General features: G+C 66.8%; 17 protein-coding genes, 1 tRNA gene and 3 riboswitches. Of the genes, 10 read left to right on the top strand and 8 right to left on the bottom strand.

Annotated elements, in window-relative coordinates; genetic code table 11:
• The first annotated feature begins 24 nt into the window (after window positions 1-24).
• Together ACE3RQ_RS07780 and ACE3RQ_RS07775 are read left to right on the top strand one after the other, a co-directional pair.
• Window positions 25-1,632, top strand: a complete 1,608-nt coding sequence (locus tag ACE3RQ_RS07780; RefSeq protein WP_374521391.1) for a gamma-glutamyltransferase family protein — start codon at window positions 25-27, stop codon at window positions 1,630-1,632.
• 65 nt (window positions 1,633-1,697) lie between these two features.
• A tRNA-Gly gene (locus tag ACE3RQ_RS07775) sits at window positions 1,698-1,771 on the top strand.
• Window positions 1,772-1,826: 55 nt separating this feature from the next.
• Here the strand turns inward: ACE3RQ_RS07775 and ACE3RQ_RS07770 are convergent.
• The 3 genes from ACE3RQ_RS07770 to ACE3RQ_RS07760 form a co-directional block, all read right to left on the bottom strand.
• Window positions 1,827-2,393: a TMEM165/GDT1 family protein gene (locus ACE3RQ_RS07770; RefSeq protein WP_374521390.1), complete on the bottom strand. Its 567-nt coding sequence runs from the start codon at window positions 2,391-2,393 to the stop codon at window positions 1,827-1,829.
• Window positions 2,394-2,398: 5 nt separating this feature from the next.
• A riboswitch (yybP-ykoY riboswitch) is annotated at window positions 2,399-2,575 on the bottom strand.
• 33 nt (window positions 2,576-2,608) lie between these two features.
• Complete coding sequence (locus tag ACE3RQ_RS07765) at window positions 2,609-3,247, bottom strand: CoA transferase subunit B (RefSeq protein WP_374521389.1); 639 nt, start codon at window positions 3,245-3,247, stop codon at window positions 2,609-2,611.
• A gap of 2 nt (window positions 3,248-3,249) precedes the next feature.
• A complete protein-coding gene (locus tag ACE3RQ_RS07760) occupies window positions 3,250-3,957 on the bottom strand; it encodes a CoA transferase subunit A (RefSeq protein WP_374521388.1) in 708 nt (235 codons plus the stop codon).
• A gap of 100 nt (window positions 3,958-4,057) precedes the next feature.
• On the opposite strand from ACE3RQ_RS07760, the gene ACE3RQ_RS07755 reads away from it, so the two are divergent.
• A complete protein-coding gene (locus tag ACE3RQ_RS07755) occupies window positions 4,058-4,612 on the top strand; it encodes a LuxR C-terminal-related transcriptional regulator (RefSeq protein ID WP_374521387.1) in 555 nt (184 codons plus the stop codon).
• A 21-nt stretch (window positions 4,613-4,633) separates the two neighbouring features.
• Window positions 4,634-5,239 carry a hypothetical protein gene (locus ACE3RQ_RS07750; protein ID WP_374521386.1) on the top strand — a complete coding sequence of 202 codons (606 nt, stop codon included), beginning with the start codon at window positions 4,634-4,636 and terminating at the stop codon, window positions 5,237-5,239.
• Between the two features lie 34 nt (window positions 5,240-5,273).
• Here the strand turns inward: ACE3RQ_RS07750 and ACE3RQ_RS07745 are convergent, their stop codons facing one another.
• Both ACE3RQ_RS07745 and pcaC read right to left on the bottom strand, forming a co-directional pair.
• A complete protein-coding gene (locus tag ACE3RQ_RS07745; protein ID WP_374521385.1) occupies window positions 5,274-6,251 on the bottom strand; it encodes a Bug family tripartite tricarboxylate transporter substrate binding protein in 978 nt (325 codons plus the stop codon).
• 32 nt (window positions 6,252-6,283) lie between these two features.
• Window positions 6,284-6,682: a 4-carboxymuconolactone decarboxylase gene (gene pcaC, locus ACE3RQ_RS07740; RefSeq protein WP_374521384.1), complete on the bottom strand. Its 399-nt coding sequence runs from the start codon at window positions 6,680-6,682 to the stop codon at window positions 6,284-6,286.
• Window positions 6,683-7,009: 327 nt separating this feature from the next.
• Between pcaC and ACE3RQ_RS07735 the strand changes: the two genes are divergently transcribed.
• On the top strand, window positions 7,010-7,594 hold the full coding sequence (locus ACE3RQ_RS07735) for a peroxidase-related enzyme (protein WP_374521383.1): 585 nt from the start codon (window positions 7,010-7,012) through the stop codon (window positions 7,592-7,594).
• 155 nt (window positions 7,595-7,749) lie between these two features.
• Here the strand turns inward: ACE3RQ_RS07735 and ACE3RQ_RS07730 are convergent, their stop codons facing one another.
• The 3 genes from ACE3RQ_RS07730 to ACE3RQ_RS07720 all read right to left on the bottom strand — a co-directional run bounded on the left by ACE3RQ_RS07730 (window position 7,750) and on the right by ACE3RQ_RS07720 (window position 9,906).
• On the bottom strand, window positions 7,750-8,172 hold the full coding sequence (locus ACE3RQ_RS07730; RefSeq protein WP_374521382.1) for an acyl-CoA thioesterase: 423 nt from the start codon (window positions 8,170-8,172) through the stop codon (window positions 7,750-7,752).
• Complete coding sequence (locus ACE3RQ_RS07725; protein WP_374521451.1) at window positions 8,169-9,056, bottom strand: DMT family transporter; 888 nt, start codon at window positions 9,054-9,056, stop codon at window positions 8,169-8,171. Before ACE3RQ_RS07725 ends, ACE3RQ_RS07730 begins: the two co-directional genes overlap by 4 nt.
• A 67-nt stretch (window positions 9,057-9,123) precedes the next feature.
• Window positions 9,124-9,906, bottom strand: a complete 783-nt coding sequence (locus ACE3RQ_RS07720) for an SDR family oxidoreductase (RefSeq protein ID WP_374521381.1) — start codon at window positions 9,904-9,906, stop codon at window positions 9,124-9,126.
• Between the two features lie 148 nt (window positions 9,907-10,054).
• On the opposite strand from ACE3RQ_RS07720, the gene ACE3RQ_RS07715 reads away from it, so the two are divergent.
• From ACE3RQ_RS07715 to gcvP, 5 genes are all read left to right on the top strand, one after another.
• Window positions 10,055-11,737 (top strand): electron transfer flavoprotein-ubiquinone oxidoreductase, encoded by a 1,683-nt coding sequence (locus ACE3RQ_RS07715; protein ID WP_374521380.1) that lies wholly within the window; start codon window positions 10,055-10,057, stop codon window positions 11,735-11,737.
• 117 nt (window positions 11,738-11,854) lie between these two features.
• The gene (locus tag ACE3RQ_RS07710) at window positions 11,855-12,349 is read left to right on the top strand and encodes a hypothetical protein (protein ID WP_374521379.1); all 495 of its coding nucleotides are present in this window, start codon (window positions 11,855-11,857) and stop codon (window positions 12,347-12,349) included.
• 34 nt (window positions 12,350-12,383) lie between these two features.
• A riboswitch (glycine riboswitch) is annotated at window positions 12,384-12,493 on the top strand.
• 12 nt (window positions 12,494-12,505) lie between these two features.
• Window positions 12,506-12,607: riboswitch (glycine riboswitch) on the top strand.
• Between the two features lie 53 nt (window positions 12,608-12,660).
• Complete coding sequence (gcvT, locus tag ACE3RQ_RS07705; RefSeq protein WP_374521378.1) at window positions 12,661-13,785, top strand: glycine cleavage system aminomethyltransferase GcvT; 1,125 nt, start codon at window positions 12,661-12,663, stop codon at window positions 13,783-13,785.
• Between the two features lie 88 nt (window positions 13,786-13,873).
• A complete protein-coding gene (gene gcvH / locus ACE3RQ_RS07700) occupies window positions 13,874-14,245 on the top strand; it encodes a glycine cleavage system protein GcvH (RefSeq protein ID WP_374521377.1) in 372 nt (123 codons plus the stop codon).
• 24 nt (window positions 14,246-14,269) lie between these two features.
• The gene (gcvP, locus tag ACE3RQ_RS07695) at window positions 14,270-17,164 is read left to right on the top strand and encodes an aminomethyl-transferring glycine dehydrogenase (RefSeq protein WP_374521376.1); all 2,895 of its coding nucleotides are present in this window, start codon (window positions 14,270-14,272) and stop codon (window positions 17,162-17,164) included.
• Window positions 17,165-17,241: the final 77 nt, after the last annotated feature.

Below are 17,241 nucleotides of genomic sequence, written 5' to 3'. Positions count from 1 at the left end.
GCCCCGCCACCCGAGGGGCACCCCATGAAATACGACTGGTCCAACCCCTACCCCACCGTGCGTTCGCCCGTGATGGCGCGCCACGTGGTGGCCACCTCGCACCCGCTGGCCTCGCAGGCGGGCCTGCGCATGATGCTCAAGGGCGGCAACGCCATTGACGCCGCCATCGCCGCGGCGGCGGCCCTCACCATCGTGGAGCCGGTGTCCAACGGCCTGGGCAGCGACGCCTTCGCCATCCTGTGGGACGGCAGCCAGTTGCACGGCCTGAATTCCTCAGGCGTGGCGCCATCGGGCTGGACGCCGGAATACTTCGAGCGCCAACACGGCGGCCAGATTCCGCTGCGCGGCTGGGACAGCGTCACCGTGCCGGGCGCGGTGGCCTCTTGGGTGGCAATGTCCGAACGCTTTGGCGCCCTGCCCTTCGCCGACCTGATGGAGCCCGCCATCGAACTGGCCGAAGGCGGCCACGCGGTGGGCCTGATCGTGGCCGACAAATGGGCGCGTGCCGTGCCGCAACTGCACCACCAGCCCGGCTTTGACCGCGCCTTCATGCCGCGGGGGCGCGCGCCCTTGCCTGGCGAGTGGTTCACCTTTGCCGAGGCGGGCCGCACCCTGCGCCGCATTGCCGAGACGCGCGGTGAGGCCTTTTACCGGGGCGAGGTGGCCGATGCGATCGCGGCCTTTGCCCGCGACCACGGGGCGCAACTCACGGCCGCTGACCTGGCCGCCCACCAGGCCGAGTGGGTCACGCCCATCCAGAAAGACTTTGCCGGCCACACGGTGCACGAGATCCCGCCCAACGGCCAGGGCATTGCCGCGCTCATGACCCTGGGCATGCTGGAACACCTGGACATTGCCCGCTTGCCGGTGGACAGCATTGAGAGCCAGCACCTGCAGATCGAGGCCATGAAACTGGCCTTCGCCGACACCTACCGCTGGGTGGCCGACGAGCGCCACATGACCCAGGTAAGCGCCGCCGACCTGTTGAGCGACGGCTACCTGCGCGAGCGCGCCCGCCTGATCGACCCGCAGCGCGCCCAGGTGTTCGGTGCAGGCCAGCCACCCAAGGGCGGCACGGTGTACCTCACCACCGCCGACGCGCAAGGCCGCATGGTGAGCTTCATCCAGTCCAACTACCTGGGCTTTGGCAGTGGCGTGGTGGTGCCCGGCGTGGGCGTGAGCCTGCAGAACCGTGGCCACGGCTTCACCACCAAGCCCGGCCACCCCAACCAGGTGGCCCCGGGCAAACGGCCCTTCCACACCATCATCCCCGGCTTTGTGACGCGCCACGGGCAACCAGTGATGGGCTTTGGCGTGATGGGCGGCAACATGCAGCCCCAAGGCCATGTGCAGACCCTGGTGCGCCTGCTGGCCCACGGGCAGCAACCGCAGGCCGCCTGCGACGCGCCGCGCTGGAAGTTCTCGCAAGGCCTGGACGTGGACTTCGAGACCACCATGGCGCCCGCCCTGCGCGAAGGCCTCAAGGCCCTGGGCCACCGCTTCGAGCCCTCGGCCGACACCTACCTCGACTTTGGCAGCGGCCAGTTCATCGCCCGGCTCGACGAACACGGCCACCACGGCTACGTGGCCGCCAGCGATTCGCGCCGCGACGGCCAGGCCGTGGGCTTCTGAGCCTGCGCCTCGCCGCCCGGCGAGGCCAACGCACGGCTGCGCTCGGTTATCATTTAGGGCTGCACGCGGGTGTAGTTCAATGGTAGAACGGCAGCTTCCCAAGCTTCATACGAGGGTTCGATTCCCTTCACCCGCTCCAAACAAAAAAGGGCTCCTCACGGAGCCCTTTGCTTTTGGTCTTGAGCACTGCGCCCTCAGGCACCCACGCCCAGCAGGGCCAGCACACCCAGCACGGCAAAGATCACGGCCGCGATGAGGTGCACCACCCGGATCGGCACGCGCTTGGTGATGGCGTCACCGAAAAACACCACCGGCGCGTTGGCCAGCATCATGCCCAGCGTGGTGCCAGCCACCACCGCCACCAGCGGCTGGTACTGAGCGCCCAGGGCAACGGTGGCGATCTGCGTCTTGTCGCCCATTTCGGCCAGGAAAAAGGCCCAGGTGGTGGTCATGAACACGCCCCAGTGGTGGCTGGGCTTGGCGTCGTCATCGTCGAGTTTGTCGGGGATCAACATCCACAGACCCATGGCGATGAACGACACGCCCAACACCCAGCGCATGACGTCCGGGCCGATCATGGCCATGACCCAGGCGCCCGCAGCGCCGGCCAAGGCGTGGTTGAGCAAGGTGGCGACCAGGATGCCCCAGACAATGGGCCAGGGGCGCTTGAAGCGCGCGGCCAGCACAAGGGAGAGCAATTGCGTCTTGTCGCCCATCTCGGCGAGGGCGACGATGCCGGTGGACAGAAGGAAGGCTTCCAAGAAAAAACTCCAATGGCCGGCAAAAAACCAAATGACCACGCGGCCTCGCCGGCACATGCGGAGGCCACGCGGTCAAAGGTCTTGCCAGGCTGGAAGCTGTTCGCGCCATGGCCTGTGGGCCAAGTGTGTTGACGCGAACCTCTGCGGGGCGCAGAGCGGCTACTCCCCAATGACGATGCTGGCCGGAGTATACCTGCCCGCGACGACTGCCCGTGTCAGAGCAGCGGCACGCCGGTCTTGGACTGGATCTCCTCGCGCGTCACGCCAGGGGCCAGTTCCACCAGCTTCAAGCCATCGGGCGTCACGTCCATCACACCCAGGTCGGTGATGATGCGGTCCACCACGCCCTTGCCGGTGAGCGGCAGGGTGCACTCGGGCAGGATCTTCAGGTCGGTGGTGCCATCTTTCTTGCGGGCCACGTGCTCCATGAGCACGATCACGCGCTTGACGCCGGCCACCAGGTCCATGGCGCCGCCCATGCCCTTGACCATCTTGCCGGGAATCATCCAGTTGGCCAGGTCGCCCTTGTCGGTGACCTGCATGGCGCCCAGGATGGACAGGTTGATCTTGCCACCACGGATCATGGCGAAGCTCTCGTGGCTGCCAAAAATCGACGAGCCCGGCAGGGTGGTGACAGTCTGCTTGCCGGCGTTGATCAGGTCAGCGTCCACCTCTTCTTCCGTGGGGAAGGGGCCAATGCCGAGCATGCCGTTCTCGCTCTGCAACCACACCTCTTTGTCGGCGGGCACGAAGTTGGCCACCAGCGTGGGAATGCCGATGCCCAGGTTGACGTAGAAGCCGTCTTCAAGTTCTTGTGCCGCGCGCGCGGCCATCTGGTCTTGCGTCCAAGGCATGGTCAGACTCCTGCTTTCGGGGTGATGGTGCGCTTCTCAATGCGCTTCTCGGGGTTGGGGTTGTGCACGATGCGGTGCACGTAAATGCCGGGCAGGTGGATCTGATCGGGGTCCAGCGCGCCGGTCTCGACGATCTCTTCCACCTCGACCACGCACACGCGGCCGGCCATGGCCGCGGCGGGGTTGAAGTTGCGGGCGGTCAGGCGGAACTGCAGGTTGCCCGACTTGTCGGCGCGGTGCGCCTTCACCAGGGCCACATCGGGCACCAGGGCACGTTCCATCACGTAAGTCTCGCCGTCGAACTCGCGCAGCTCTTTGCCCTCGGCCACCAGGGTGCCCACACCGGTCTTGGTGAAGAAGGCCGGGATGCCGGCGCCGCCCGCGCGCAGCTTCTCGGCCAGCGTGCCTTGGGGGGTGAACTCCAGCTCCAGCTCGCCGGCCAGGTACTGGCGCTCGAACTCTTTGTTCTCGCCCACGTAAGACGAGATCATCTTCTTGATCTGCCGGGTCTCCAGCAGCTTGCCCAGGCCAAAGCCGTCAACACCAGCGTTGTTGGAGATGACGGAGAGGTTCTTCACGCCCGAATCGCGCAGGGCGTCGATCAGGGCTTCAGGAATGCCGCAAAGGCCAAAGCCGCCAACCGCCAGCAACTGGCCGTCGGCCACGATGCCTTGGAGCGCGGCGGCCGCGCTCGGGTAGATCTTGTTCACGTACTTGCCTCCAGGGAGATCAGGGAAAACCCAACGATACTACGTAACCCCATACGTAGGATTCCGTAAAGACCAACCCGGTTGCCGCCGCCTGCACACCATGCAAATCGACTACCGCCTCGCTTTCGACCTCGCTCCCGTGGGCTTGGCCTTGTCGCGTGAGCGCACCATGGTGGATTGCAACCAGGCCCTGTGCGAGATGTTTGGCGCCACACGCGAACAGCTCGTGGGCCAGAGCTTCCAGATCCTCTACCCCAGCGCCGACGAATACGAGCGCCTGGGCGCGCGCATGGCCCCACTGCTGGGGCGCAGCGGCATGTACGCCGATGACCGCATCATGAAGCGCGTGGGCGGCGCTCAGGCCGGCGAGACCTTCTGGTGCCACGTGACTGGCCGCGCGGTGGACCGCAGCGCACCACACGCCGCCGGCATCTGGACCTTTGAAGACCTCAGCTCACGCCGCCCGGTGAAGGCCGAGCTCACCGCCCGCGAACGCGAGGTGGCGGCCCTGGTGATGAAGGGCATGACGAGCAAACAGATCGGCAAGGCCCTGGCCATCAGCCATCGCACGGTCGAGATTTACCGCGCGCGCCTGATGCGCAAATACAAGGCCGACAGCGCGATGGACCTGGTGCACCGACTGGTCACCGGCTGACCCACCCCACAGGAGACTGGCATGGCGACCCCAATTGACGAACTGCTGGAGCGCCTGCACAGCCTCGAGGCCCAACTCGATCAGGAATACACCGCCCTGCGCGAAGAGATGGCGCAACGCAAGCGCGAGCTGGCCGAGCGCTTCGTGGAGCTTCAACGGCAACAGCGCGTGGGTCTCTGGCGCTACCTGCGCGGCAGCCGCTGGTCGGTGATCCTCACGGCGCCCATCATCTACGCGGGCTGGCCGGTGTTCGCGCTGCTGGATGGCTTCATCACGCTGTACCAGGCCCTGTGCTTCCCCATCTATGGCATCGCCCGGGTGAGGCGGCGCGAGTACCTGGTGTTTGACCGGGCCGACCTGCCCTACCTCAATGCCATCGAGGCCTTCAATTGCTTCTATTGCTCCTATGGCAATGGCGTGCTGGCCTACGCGCGCGAGGTGGCAGCTCGCACGGAACAGTACTGGTGCCCCATCAAGCACGCCCGGCGGGTGCGCGATGCCCACGCCCACTACCCCGCGTTTTTCGAACACGGCGATGCCGAGACCTTTCGGGCCGGCCTGCAACGCTTGCGCGACCAGCTTCGCGAAGAAGCGCCGACCCAAAAAGACGCGCCGCCCGGGCCCTGAGGCGCGTGGCGGCGCGTTGCGGCGGCAATGGCCCTTACTGGGGCTGGAAGCCGCTCTCGCGGATGATGCGCGACCACACCTGGCCATACGCGCGCTCGCGGGCGCCCAGTTGCTCACCCGTCATGAAGCCCACCGTCAGGCCCATGGCCGTGAGCTTGTCGCGCACATCGGGCTGGGCGATGGCCTTTTGCACGGCCTGGGCCAGGCGGTCGAGCGCGGCCTTGGGTGTGCCGGCCGGGGCGAACAGGCCGTAGTACGGCACGTCTTCAAAACCGGTCAGGCCCAGTTCGGCAAAGGTCGGCACCTCGGGCATGGCGGCCTGGCGCTGCGAGCCCATCACGGCCACCACGCGCAGCTTGCCGGCCTTGTGGTTCTCGATGAAATCGGGCACCGACGCCACGCCCGCCTGAATCTGGTTGCCCAGCATGTCGCCCATCATGGGCGCGCTGCCACGGTAGGGAGCGGCCACCAGATCAAGCCCGTTCTTCTTCGCAATGACCTGCACCAGGAACTGCGGCACCGAGGCTGGCGCCGGAATGCCCACGTTGCCCTTGCCGCCAGCGCCCTTCACCAGGTCCACATAGCCCTTGAAGGTGGTGGCCGGCGTGCCACCCGACACGGCGAACGCGTTCACGAAGGTGGCGAAACCGGCCACGGGCACGAAGTCTTTGGCCGGCTCGTAGCCCGGCGCCTTGGTCACCAGCGGCAGGATGGTGATGCTGTGGTCATGGCTGAGGAACACGGTGTTGCCATCGGGCGCGGCCGCCTTCAGGGCCTGCGCGGCCAGTTGACCGCCTGCGCCAGGCTTGTTGTCCACCACCACCGGGTGACCCAACTCGTCCTTCAGGCGCTCGGCCAGCACACGGGCAATCGCATCGGTGCCGCCGCCGGGCGGGAAGCCCACCAGGATGCGGGTGGTGGGCTGCGACTGGGCCTGGGCCAGGCCGAATGCGCCAGACAGGCCAAGCGCCACGGCAGCCACGGCGGTGCGGCGGGAAAACGAATGGATCATGGACAGTTTCTCCTCGGGTTGTGGATGGGTTCTCACGCTTTTTCGCCCTCGACCACCGACGCGGCGGTGCGAAAGGCCTCCACGGCGGTGGGCACGCCGCAATAAACGGCGGCGTGCAGTAGCACCTCCTGAATCTCCTCGGGCGAGGCGCCATTGTTGAGCGCACCGCGCACATGGCCTTTCAGTTCGTTCTGCTTGCCCAGGGCGGTGAGCATGGCCACCGTGATCAGGCTGCGGGTCTTGCGGTCAAGCCCCTCGCGGCACCAGACATCGCCCCAAGCCTTGCGGGTGATGTGGTGCTGAATGGGCTCGGTGAAAGGCGTCATGCCGGCAAAGGCGGCATCGACGAAGGCATCGCCCATGACAGCGCGCCGGGCTGCCAGCCCTTGTTGAAACGCGTCGTCATCGGGCAGCGAAACGGGAGTGGACACAGCAGGCTCCAGAAAATGAAAAAGCGGGGCGGCGGCAACGATACCGCACACCCCGCCCTTCGCCAGCCATCAAGGCGTCAGCCCAGCCAACTGGCGGCGTGCCCCTGCCCCAGACCGGCCAAGTGCAAAAGGGCCAGGGCACCCACGCCTTGAATGGCTGCGCCGATGGGTTGACGGATCTTGCTCATGAAAACTCCTTCGTGTGACGTTGGCCGCCTTGGCTGGCCAGAGGTAACGGTAGAGTGATGCTAGGTTCACGTCAGCGATCTGTAAATTTGATCGCACTAAATTCGTCAATAGCCAATTCCAATTCACAGGAGACATTGCATGAGCCGCTATCCCTTGCCCGACCTCAACGAACTGCCCGACGACCTGAAGGCCAAGATCCTGGAGGTGCAGGAAAAAGCCGGCTTCGTGCCGAATGTGTTTCTGGGCTTGGCCCGCCGCCCCGCCGAGTGGCGTGCCTTTTTCGCCTACCACGACGCCCTCATGACGCCGGAGACGGTGGGCCGCACATCGGGGCTCACCAAGGGCGACCGCGAAATGATCGTCACCGCCACCAGTGCCGCCAACCACTGCCTGTATTGCGTGGTGGCGCACGGCGCCATCTTGCGCATTTACGAGAAGAAGCCGCTGGTGGCCGACCAAGTGGCCATCAACCACCGCAAGGCGGACATCACGCCGCGCCAGCGCGCCATGCTGGACTTCGCCATGAAGGTTTGCACCGCTTCGCATGAGATCGAAGACACTGACTTCAACGCGCTGCACGCCCATGGCTTCACCGACGAAGACGCGTGGGACATCGCCGCCATCACCGCCTTCTTCGGCCTGTCCAACCGCGTGGCCAACGTCACGGGGATGATGCCCAACCCCGAGTTCTACCTGATGGGCCGCGCCCCGCGCCAAAAATGAGGCGTGTCCGAAGGCCCGCCTGCGCAGTCTTGAAGAAGTCTTGACGGGCCTTTGAACAAACCATCACCGAGGCGAGGTCCCAACCCTAGTCGGGGCCGGAACGCTCACGCTTTTCCATCGAAATCGTCACGCGACTCTGATGGAAAACACCCGCCTCAGCCCTCAATCACTTGCCGCATGGCGGGCGGCATGGGGGCCGACTTCTGCAGGGGAAAGTTGACCCACACGGTGGTGGCACCACCTGATGCATACACCGTGCCAGGATCATCGGTTCGCGCCAGGGTGCACCAGCTCTCAAAGCTGCTGCGCCCGGCATCGCTGACGTACAGCGTGGCCAGCACCTCGCCTGGGAACTCAAGCTGCTTGTGGAAGTTGCAGAAGGCATTGATGATCACCGGCCCCTCGCCCTTGGGGTCGGGATCGCAGCCGATCGAGCGCATCCACTCGATGCGCACGATCTCCAGGTACCGGAAATAGACCGTGTTGTTCACGTGCCCCATGGCGTCCATGTCGCCCCAGCGGATGGGCATGGTCATGCGGAACACTTCTTTCTTGTGATCGGGCAGTTCAAGTTTCATCGATGGGCCTTGATGGACGCCAGGATGCCCAGCACAAAAAGGGCACAGGCCAGCCACTGCACCACACCGGGCCACTGGCCATTCCAGGCAAAGGAATAAATCAATCCGAACACCGTCTCGCTGACGATGAGCTGGCCTGCCAGACTGCCGCTCAAGCGACGGCTGGCCATGTTCCACAGCACAGCGGCCACCCACGCCGAGCCCACGCCAGTCATGGCGCAAACCAGCACAAACAGACCGAAGCCCGGGCGCCCGCTCAACGCCCCCCAGGACACGCCAGCCATGACCGCCAGGCCCAGCGCGCCAACGCCAGCGGCCACGCCCAGCCAGTTGGCCCAGACGGTAGACGGCACGTCGGGGTGCTTGCGCAGCCAACGCGCGTTCCACAAGCCAAAAGCCGTCCACGACGCCATGGCCAAGGCGGCAAACAGCATGCCTCGCCACACACGCCCGCCGCCCTCGGTGTCGTGCGCGGCCAGGGTGTCCACCACCATGAAGAGCAGACCGCCAGCGGTCAGCAACAAACCCGGCGCCAGGCCGCGCCAGCGCAAATGCCCCGGCTTGCCCAGCAGCATGATGGCCAGGGGAATGGTGCCGATCACCAACACAGGCAAGGCTGCGCCGGCGTCCTGAATGGCCCAGACAAGCAGCAGGTAGTAGCCCGTGTAGCCCAGCACACTGAGCCACAAAGCAGCACCGGCCTGGCGCCAGGTGGGCCAGGGCGCAGTGCCACGCGAGACCTGCCAAGCCACCAGCAGGCAAGACAACAAGCCGCAGGCCAGGTACCGGCCAATCGTGAACTCGACAGACCCGAAGCCCGGCGCCACCAGCGGCGCCACGAACGTCATGCCCCAGAGCGCGCCTGCCCCCAGCCCCGCCAGCACGCCCACTGCTGCACCGCTTCTCCAGGCGCGGCCTTGCACCTGACCCAACGACACACCGACCAAACGCTCAAACAGCAAAACCGTCGTCGGCGGCGATCACCGCGCCGTTGATGAAATGGCTCTCGGGCGCGCACAGCATCACTAACAGGGCGTCCAGATCAGCGGGTGTGCCCACGCGCTTTCGCGGCAGCATGCTGATGAGCTTCTGGCCTTGTTCGGTCTGCCAGTGCGCGTGGTTCATCTCGGTGTCGATGTAGCCGGGGCAGATGGCGTTCACGTTGATGCCATGGCGCCCCCACTCCACCGCCATGGCCTTGGTCATCTGCACCACGGCGGCCTTGCTCATGCAATACACACCGATCTGGGGCAAGACCTTGAGCCCGGCCATCGAGGCGATGTTGACGATGCGCCCGCCCACCCAACTGCCCGGTGCTGCCCCCTGGGCCCGGGCGATCATGCGCTTGGCCACCTCTTGCGCCATGAAGAAGGCACCGCGCGTATTGGTGTTGAAGATGTGGTCGAAGTCTTCTTCACGCACATCTTGAAGGCGCTGCGTGGTGCTCACACCCGAATTGTTGATGAGGATGTCGATCGGCCCCACCTCCGTTTCGGCATGGGCCACGGCCGCCTTGATAGAGGCCAGGTCGGTCACGTCGAGGGCCACCGCATGGGCCGCGCCGCCTTCGGCCTCGATGTGGGCCCGCAAGGACATGAGGCGCTCGGTGCGACGGCTGGCCAGCACCACCGCCGCGCCCGCCTTGGCCAGGGTTTTGGCGAACTGCTCGCCAAGGCCGCCGGAGGCGCCGGTGACAAGGGCCACGCGGCCGGAGAGGTCCAAACTGTAGGCCATGAGTGCTCCTGAAATTTGCGTTTTCTGGTCGAAAAATAGAACGACCGTTCGATTTTGTGCAGGTGCCGCATAGAATGCGGTCCGTCTGGCGTCAGGCCTGCCTGCCCGCCCTGCAAAACCATTCCAACCATTATGAGCGAGACCCCCCATGACACACGATGAGATCCTGGCGCAATACGGCCCCCGGGAAGCCATGGAATACGACGTGGTGGTGGTGGGTGGTGGCCCGGCCGGGCTGTCCACCGCCATCCGCCTGAAGCAACTGGCCACCGAGCGCGGCAGCGAGATCAACGTGTGCTTGCTGGAGAAGGGCTCGGAGCCCGGGGCGCACATCCTCTCGGGCGCGGTGATGGACCCCAAGGCCATCACCGAGCTGTTCCCCAACTGGAAGGAACTGGGCGCGCCGCTGAACCAGCCCGTCACCGGTGACGACCTGCTGGTGCTCAGCGAGACCGGCTCGCAGCGCACGCCCGACTGGCTCATGCCGCGCAACTTCCACAACGACGGCTGCTACGTCATCAGCCTGGGCGCGGTCACCAAGTGGCTGGGCGAGCAGGCCGAGGCCCTGGGCGTGGAGATCTTCCCCGGCTTCACCGCCGCCGAGGTGCTCTACAACGAAGACGGCTCGGTCAAGGGCGTGGCCACCGGCAACCTGGGCCTGGGCAAGGACGGCGAGCCCACCGAGAACTTCCAGATCGGCATGGAACTGCACGCCAAGTACACCGTGTTCGCCGAAGGCGCGCGCGGCCACCTGGGCAAGCAGCTCATCGCCAAGTACAAGCTAGACGAAGGCAAGGACGCGCAGACCTTCGCCATCGGCATCAAAGAGCTGTGGGAGATTCCGGCCGAGAAGGCCAAGCCCGGCCTGGTGGTGCACACCGCCGGCTGGCCGCTGGGCGACGACACCTTTGGTGGCGGCTTCCTGTACCACCTGGAGGGCAACAAGGTCACCCTGGGCTACGTGATCGGCCTGGACTACCAGAACCCCTGGCTGAGCCCGTTCGAGGAAATGCAGCGCTGGAAGACCCACCCGGCCATCAAGGCGCACATCGAGGGCGGCAAACGCCTGGGCTACGGCGCGCGCGCACTGAACAACGGCACGCCGCAGGCCCTGCCCAAGACCGTGTTCCCGGGTGGTGCGCTGGTGGGCTGCGACGCCGGCTTCCTGAACGCCGCGCGCATCAAAGGCAGCCACGCGGCCATCAAGAGCGGCATGCTGTGCGCCGAGGCGGCCTTCGAGGCCGTGCAGGCCGGGCGCCAGGGCGACGAACTCAGCGCCTTCGAGGCCGGCTTCAAGGCCAGCTGGCTGCATGAAGAGCTCTGGACCTACCGCAACTTCAAGAACTGGTTCAAGAAGAGCCCGCTGGTGGGCAAGCTCATGACCGGTGTGGAGCACTGGTTCCTGCCCAAGGTGGGCGTGAGCGTGCCGCCCTGGACGATCCACAACACGGTCAAAGACCACACCAAGCTGCGCCCGGCGGCCGAGATGCCGCAGATCGCCTACCCCAAGCCCGATGGCAAGCTCACCTTCGACCGGCTCTCCAGCGTGTTCATGTCGAACACCAACCACGAGGAGAACCAGCCGGCGCACCTGACGCTGAAGAACGCGGCGGTGCCGGTGCAGATCAACCTGGCCAAGTACGCCGGGCCCGAGAGCCGCTACTGCCCGGCCGGCGTGTACGAGTTCGTCAACAAAGACGGCGCGGACCAGCTGGTGATCAACGCGCAGAACTGCGTGCACTGCAAGACCTGCGACATCAAAGACCCCACGCAGAACATCGTGTGGGTCACGCCCGAGGGCGGCGGTGGCCCCAACTACGCCGGCATGTGACACCCGTCACGCCCACGCCACACAGCCGCCTTCGGGCGGCTTTTTTGTGCCTCTGGGTCACCCGTTCGTCACATGGCATTGAGACAGTGCGGCCTTCTTCGCACTTCGCCCCACGCCATGCTGAACAAGACCGACAAGGGCCGCGCCGAACTCCAGCCCGGCCAACGCACCCTGGGCCAGCGCGAGCGCGCCGTGTTGCTGGTGGCCGATGGCCGCCGGGCCACGGCCAGCCTGCAGGCCCTGTTCGATGGACAAGGCAAGGCCATCGTGGACCGCCTGCTGGCCGAGGGCTACCTCGTTGACGACGCTCCGCCGGCCCCGGCGCCGCCGCCACGTAAGCCCGCCGCCGACACCTTCTCCGGCCCGCCCTCACTGGCCAGCGCACGCATGTTTCTCTTTGACCTGAGCGAGCGCATGTTCGCCCCGCGCGACAAGGCACTGGCCGAGCGCTACCGCCACGCCTTGCGCGAGGCCCGGGACGTCGAGCCGATGCTGGCCGTGGGACGCGACATGCTGGCCGATGTGGAGAACCTGGCCGGCGCCGAGCGCGCGCAAGCCATCCGCGAACGGCTGGCCAAGCTCCTGCCCGAATCGGTGCTGTCGGGCGGCTGAAAGGCCGGTGTTGGGCGGGTGCAGTGCGGTTACACTTCGCGGGTCAGGAGAGAGCCCCCGGCTTGGGGGCCGCCGAAGGCGCAGGAGGCCCGAACCGAATGGTCGGCGCCCTGAACGCTCAGGCAAAAGGACTGGCAAACACCGGCCAAATGGCGGGTGTCCCCCACTGGAGAGAGGCAGCCCACGGCTGCCCACCGAAGGAGCAAGCGCGGCATCGCCCGGGCGAATCTCTCAGGTAAAGCGGACAGCGGGGCAGCACACGGATGAACCGTGTTTCGCCCGAAAGGGCCTGCCCCCATTGAGCCGCTGCCATGTCCGATACCGATCTTCTGCAAACCCCGCTGCACACCCTGCACCTGGAACTGGGCGCCCGCATGGTGCCCTTTGCCGGCTACAGCATGCCGGTGCAATACCCCGCCGGTCTGATGGCCGAGCACCACCACACCCGCAATGCCGCCGGCCTGTTTGACGTGTCGCACATGGGCCAGTTGCGCCTGGTCGGCCCCGACGCCGCGGCCGCCTTCGAATCGCTGATGCCGGTGGACGTGATCGGCCTGGCGGTGGGCAAGCAGCGCTACGGCCTGCTGCTCAACGACGAGGGCGGCATCATCGACGACCTGATGTTCGTGAACCGTGGCGATGACCTCTTCGTCATCGTCAACGGCGCCTGCAAGCATGGCGACCTGGCGCACATTCAGGCCCGCATCGGCTCGCGCTGCACCATCGAGCCCCAGTTCGACCGCGGCCTGCTGGCGCTGCAGGGCCCGCAAGCCGTCACCGCGCTGCAGCGCCTGGTGCCTGGCGTTGACAAGCTGGTGTTCATGACCGGTGCAGCCTTCACCTGGAACGGCGCCTCGCTGTTCATCACGCGCAGCGGCTACACCGGCGAAGACGGCTTCGAGATTTCCCTGGCCGCGGCCGACACCGAGGCCTTTGCCCGCGCCCTGCTGGCACAGCCCGAGGTGAAGCCCGTGGGCCTGGGCGCGCGCAATTCGCTGCGCCTGGAAGCGGGCTTGTGCCTCTACGGCAATGACATCGACACCACCACCACCCCGGTGGAAGCCGCGTTGAACTGGGCCATGCAGAAGGTGCGGCGCACCGGCGGCGCCCGCGCCGGCGGCTTCCCCGGTGCGGCCCGTGTGCTGGCCGAACTGGACGGCACCGAACCCCTGCTGCGCGTGCGCGTGGGCCTGGTGGCCCAGGAGCGCGTGCCCGTGCGCGAGCACACCGAACTGCAAAGCGAAGCGGGCGACACCATCGGCGAGGTCACCAGCGGCCTGCTGGGCCCCACCGCCAACGTGCCGGTGGCACTGGGCTATGTGCCACCGGCCTTGGCCGCCGTGGGCACGCGGGTGAACGCCATCGTGCGCGGCAAGGCCGTGCCCATGGTGGTGAGCGCCCTGCCCTTTGTGCCCAACCGCTATTACCGCGGCTGACACCGCTTTCACGACAGAATGCGCCGTTGACCAGGGCATCGCATCAGGCCCCGGGCAAACGGCCCCACCTCAACCCAAAGGAAACCCCATGACCACCAAGTACACCGAAGACCACGAATGGCTCACCGTTGAAGGCGACACCGCCATCGTGGGCATCACCCACCACGCACAAGACGCCCTCGGCGATGTGGTGTTTGTTGACCTGCCCGAAGTGGGCAAGGCCTTTGCCCAGAAAGACGTGGCCGGCGTGGTCGAGTCCGTCAAGGCCGCCGCCGATGTGTACATGCCCGTCAGCGGCACCGTGACCGAAGTGAACGAAGCCCTGCGCGCCGACCCTTCCCTGGCCAACAGCGACCCGCTGGGCGCTGGCTGGTTCTTCAAGGTCAAGCTCAGCGAGCCGGCCCAGCTGGACGCCCTGCTGGACGCCACCGCCTACGACGCCCTCACCAAGAACGCCTGATCGCCTGCCCTGGAGCCTGTTGCCATGCTGATGCCGTCTGTCAAACCCCTGGGTGAACTCGAAAACGCCAGCGAGTTCATTGCCCGCCACATCGGCATCAGCGAAGCCGATGAAGCCCACATGTTGAGCGTGATCGGCGAGTCGTCGCGCCGCGCGCTGATCGACGGCATCGTGCCGCGCAGCATCGCCCGCAGCGCCGGCATGGACCTGCCGCCCGCCATCACCGAAGCCGCCGCGCTGGCCGAACTCAAGGCCATCGCGTCGAAGAACCGCCTGCTCAAGAGCTTCATCGGCCAGGGCTACCACGGCACCCACACGCCGGGCGTGATCCTGCGCAACATCCTGGAGAACCCCGCCTGGTACACGGCCTACACGCCCTACCAGGCCGAAATCTCGCAAGGCCGCATGGAGGCGCTGGTCAACTTCCAGACCATGGTGTGCGACCTCACCGGCATGCCGATCGCCAACGCCTCCATGCTCGACGAGGCCACGGCCGCCGCAGAGGCCATGACGCTGGCCAAGCGCTCGGTCAAGGCCAAGGGCAATACCCTGATCGTCAGCGGCGACTGCCACCCGCAGACCATCGAGGTCATCCAGACGCGCGCCGCGCCGCTGGGCCTCACGGTCAAGGTGATCCGCTCGGGCGACGAATGGATGGCCGCCATCGGCCAGGACGACTACTTCGCCGCCATCAACCAGTACCCCGGCTCCAGCGGCTGGCTGGCCGACTGGCAGATGAGCGCCGACATCATCCACGCCAAGGGCGCCGCGCTGATCCTGGCCGCCGACCTGCTGGCGCTCACGCTGCTCAAGACCCCGGGCGAGATGGGCGCCGACATCGTGGTCGGCACCACGCAGCGCTTTGGCATGCCCATGGGCGCGGGCGGCCCGCACGCCGCCTACATGGCCTGCCGCGACGACTTCAAGCGCTCCATGCCCGGCCGCCTGGTGGGCGTGAGCGTGGACGTGCATGGCAAGCCGGCCTACCGCCTGGCGCTGCAGACGCGCGAGCAGCACATCCGCCGCGAGAAGGCCACCTCCAACATCTGCACGGCGCAGGTGCTGCCGGCGGTGATCGCCAGCATGTACGCCGTGTACCACGGCCCGGCAGGCCTCAAGCGCATCGCCAGCCGCGTGGCGGCTTACACCGCCGTGCTAGCGCGTGGCCTGCAAGACCTGGGCTGGGCCCTGGGTGCCGACACCGCGTTTGACACCATCGCCGTGCAGGCTGGCGACCAGGCCAGCGCGCTGCTGCAGCGCGCCCGCGACGCCGGCATGAACCTGCGCGACCTGGGCCACGGCCGCCTGGGCATCAGCCTGGACGAAACCACCACCCGCGACGACATCACGGCCTTGTGGGGTGTGTTCGCCACCAAGGGCCAGGCCCTGCCGGGCTTCGAGCAGGTGGAAAAGGGCATTGAGCCGCTGATCCCCACCGAGCTGCGCCGCACCAGCGCCTACCTGGGCCACCCGGTGTTCAACAGCCACCACTCCGAAACCGGCATGCTGCGCTACATCCGCGGCCTGTCCGACAAAGACCTGGCGCTGGACCGCAGCATGATTCCGCTGGGCTCGTGCACCATGAAGCTCAACGCCACCAGCGAGATGATCCCCATCACCTGGCCGGAGTTTGCCAACGTGCACCCCTTCGCCCCGGCCGATCAGCTCGAAGGCTATCGCCTGCTCGACGAGCAGCTTCGCGCCTGGCTGTGCCAGGCCACGGGTTATGCCGGCATCAGCCTGCAGCCCAACGCCGGCTCGCAGGGCGAGTACGCCGGCCTGCTGGTGATCCAGGCCTACCACCGCGCGCGCGGCGAAGGCCACCGCAACATCTGCCTGATTCCCAGCAGCGCGCACGGCACCAACCCCGCCAGCGCCCAGATGGTGGGCATGCAGGTGGTGGTGACCAAGTGCGACGACAACGGCAACGTGGACATGGCCGACCTGCAGGCCAAGTGCGAGCAGCACAGCGCCAACCTGGCCGCGGTGATGATCACCTACCCCAGCACGCACGGCGTGTTCGAGACCACCGTCAAGGAACTCTGCGCCCTGGTGCACCAGCACGGCGGGCGCGTGTACGTGGACGGCGCCAACATGAACGCCCTGGTCGGCGTGGCTGCGCCCGGCGAGTTCGGCGGCGACGTGAGCCACCTGAACCTGCACAAGACCTTCTGCATCCCGCACGGCGGCGGCGGCCCCGGCGTGGGCCCGGTGTGCGTGGTGCAAGACCTGGTGCCCTACCTGCCCGGCCACGCCACGGCCGGCCTGCCGGTGAACGGCGTGGGGGCCGTTTCGGCCGCGCCCCTGGGCAACGCCGCCGTGCTGCCCATCAGCTGGATGTACATCCGCATGATGGGCGCCGACGGCCTGAAACACGCCACCGAGGCGGCCATCCTGGCGGCCAACTACATCAGCAAGCGCCTGGCGCCCCACTACCCCACGCTGTACGCCAGCGCCAACGGCCACGTGGCGCACGAGTGCATCCTCGATTTGCGCCACTTCAAGGACACCTGCGGCGTGATGGCCGAAGACGTGGCCAAGCGCCTGATGGACTACGGCTTTCACGCCCCCACCTTGTCGTTCCCCGTGGCCAACACCCTGATGGTGGAGCCCACCGAGAGCGAGACGCTGGAGGAGCTTGACCGCTTCATCGACGCCATGATCGCCATCCGCGAAGAGATCCAACGGGTAGAGAACGGCGCCTGGCCGCAGGACGACAACCCGCTGAAGAACGCGCCGCACACGGCCGCCAGCCTGCTCAAGGGCGAGTGGGCCCATGCCTACTCGCGCGAGACCGGCGCGGCCGTGCTGGACAGCCAGCGCCACGCCAAGTACTGGCCGCCCGTGGGCCGCGTGGACAACGTCTACGGCGACCGCAACCTGTTCTGCAGCTGCGTGCCGCTGAGCGACCTGGCCTGACGCCGTCGGCAATCCCCGGCCATCAAGCCCCTGCGCCCCGATCGGCGCCGGGGCTTTGTGCTTCCTGGCGCAGGCCA

This window comes from Hydrogenophaga sp. (assembly GCF_041913525.1).
In the GTDB taxonomy this organism is placed as follows: Bacteria; Pseudomonadota; Gammaproteobacteria; order Burkholderiales; family Burkholderiaceae_C; genus Hydrogenophaga.
This window is presented reverse-complemented; position numbering and strand designations above follow the sequence as displayed.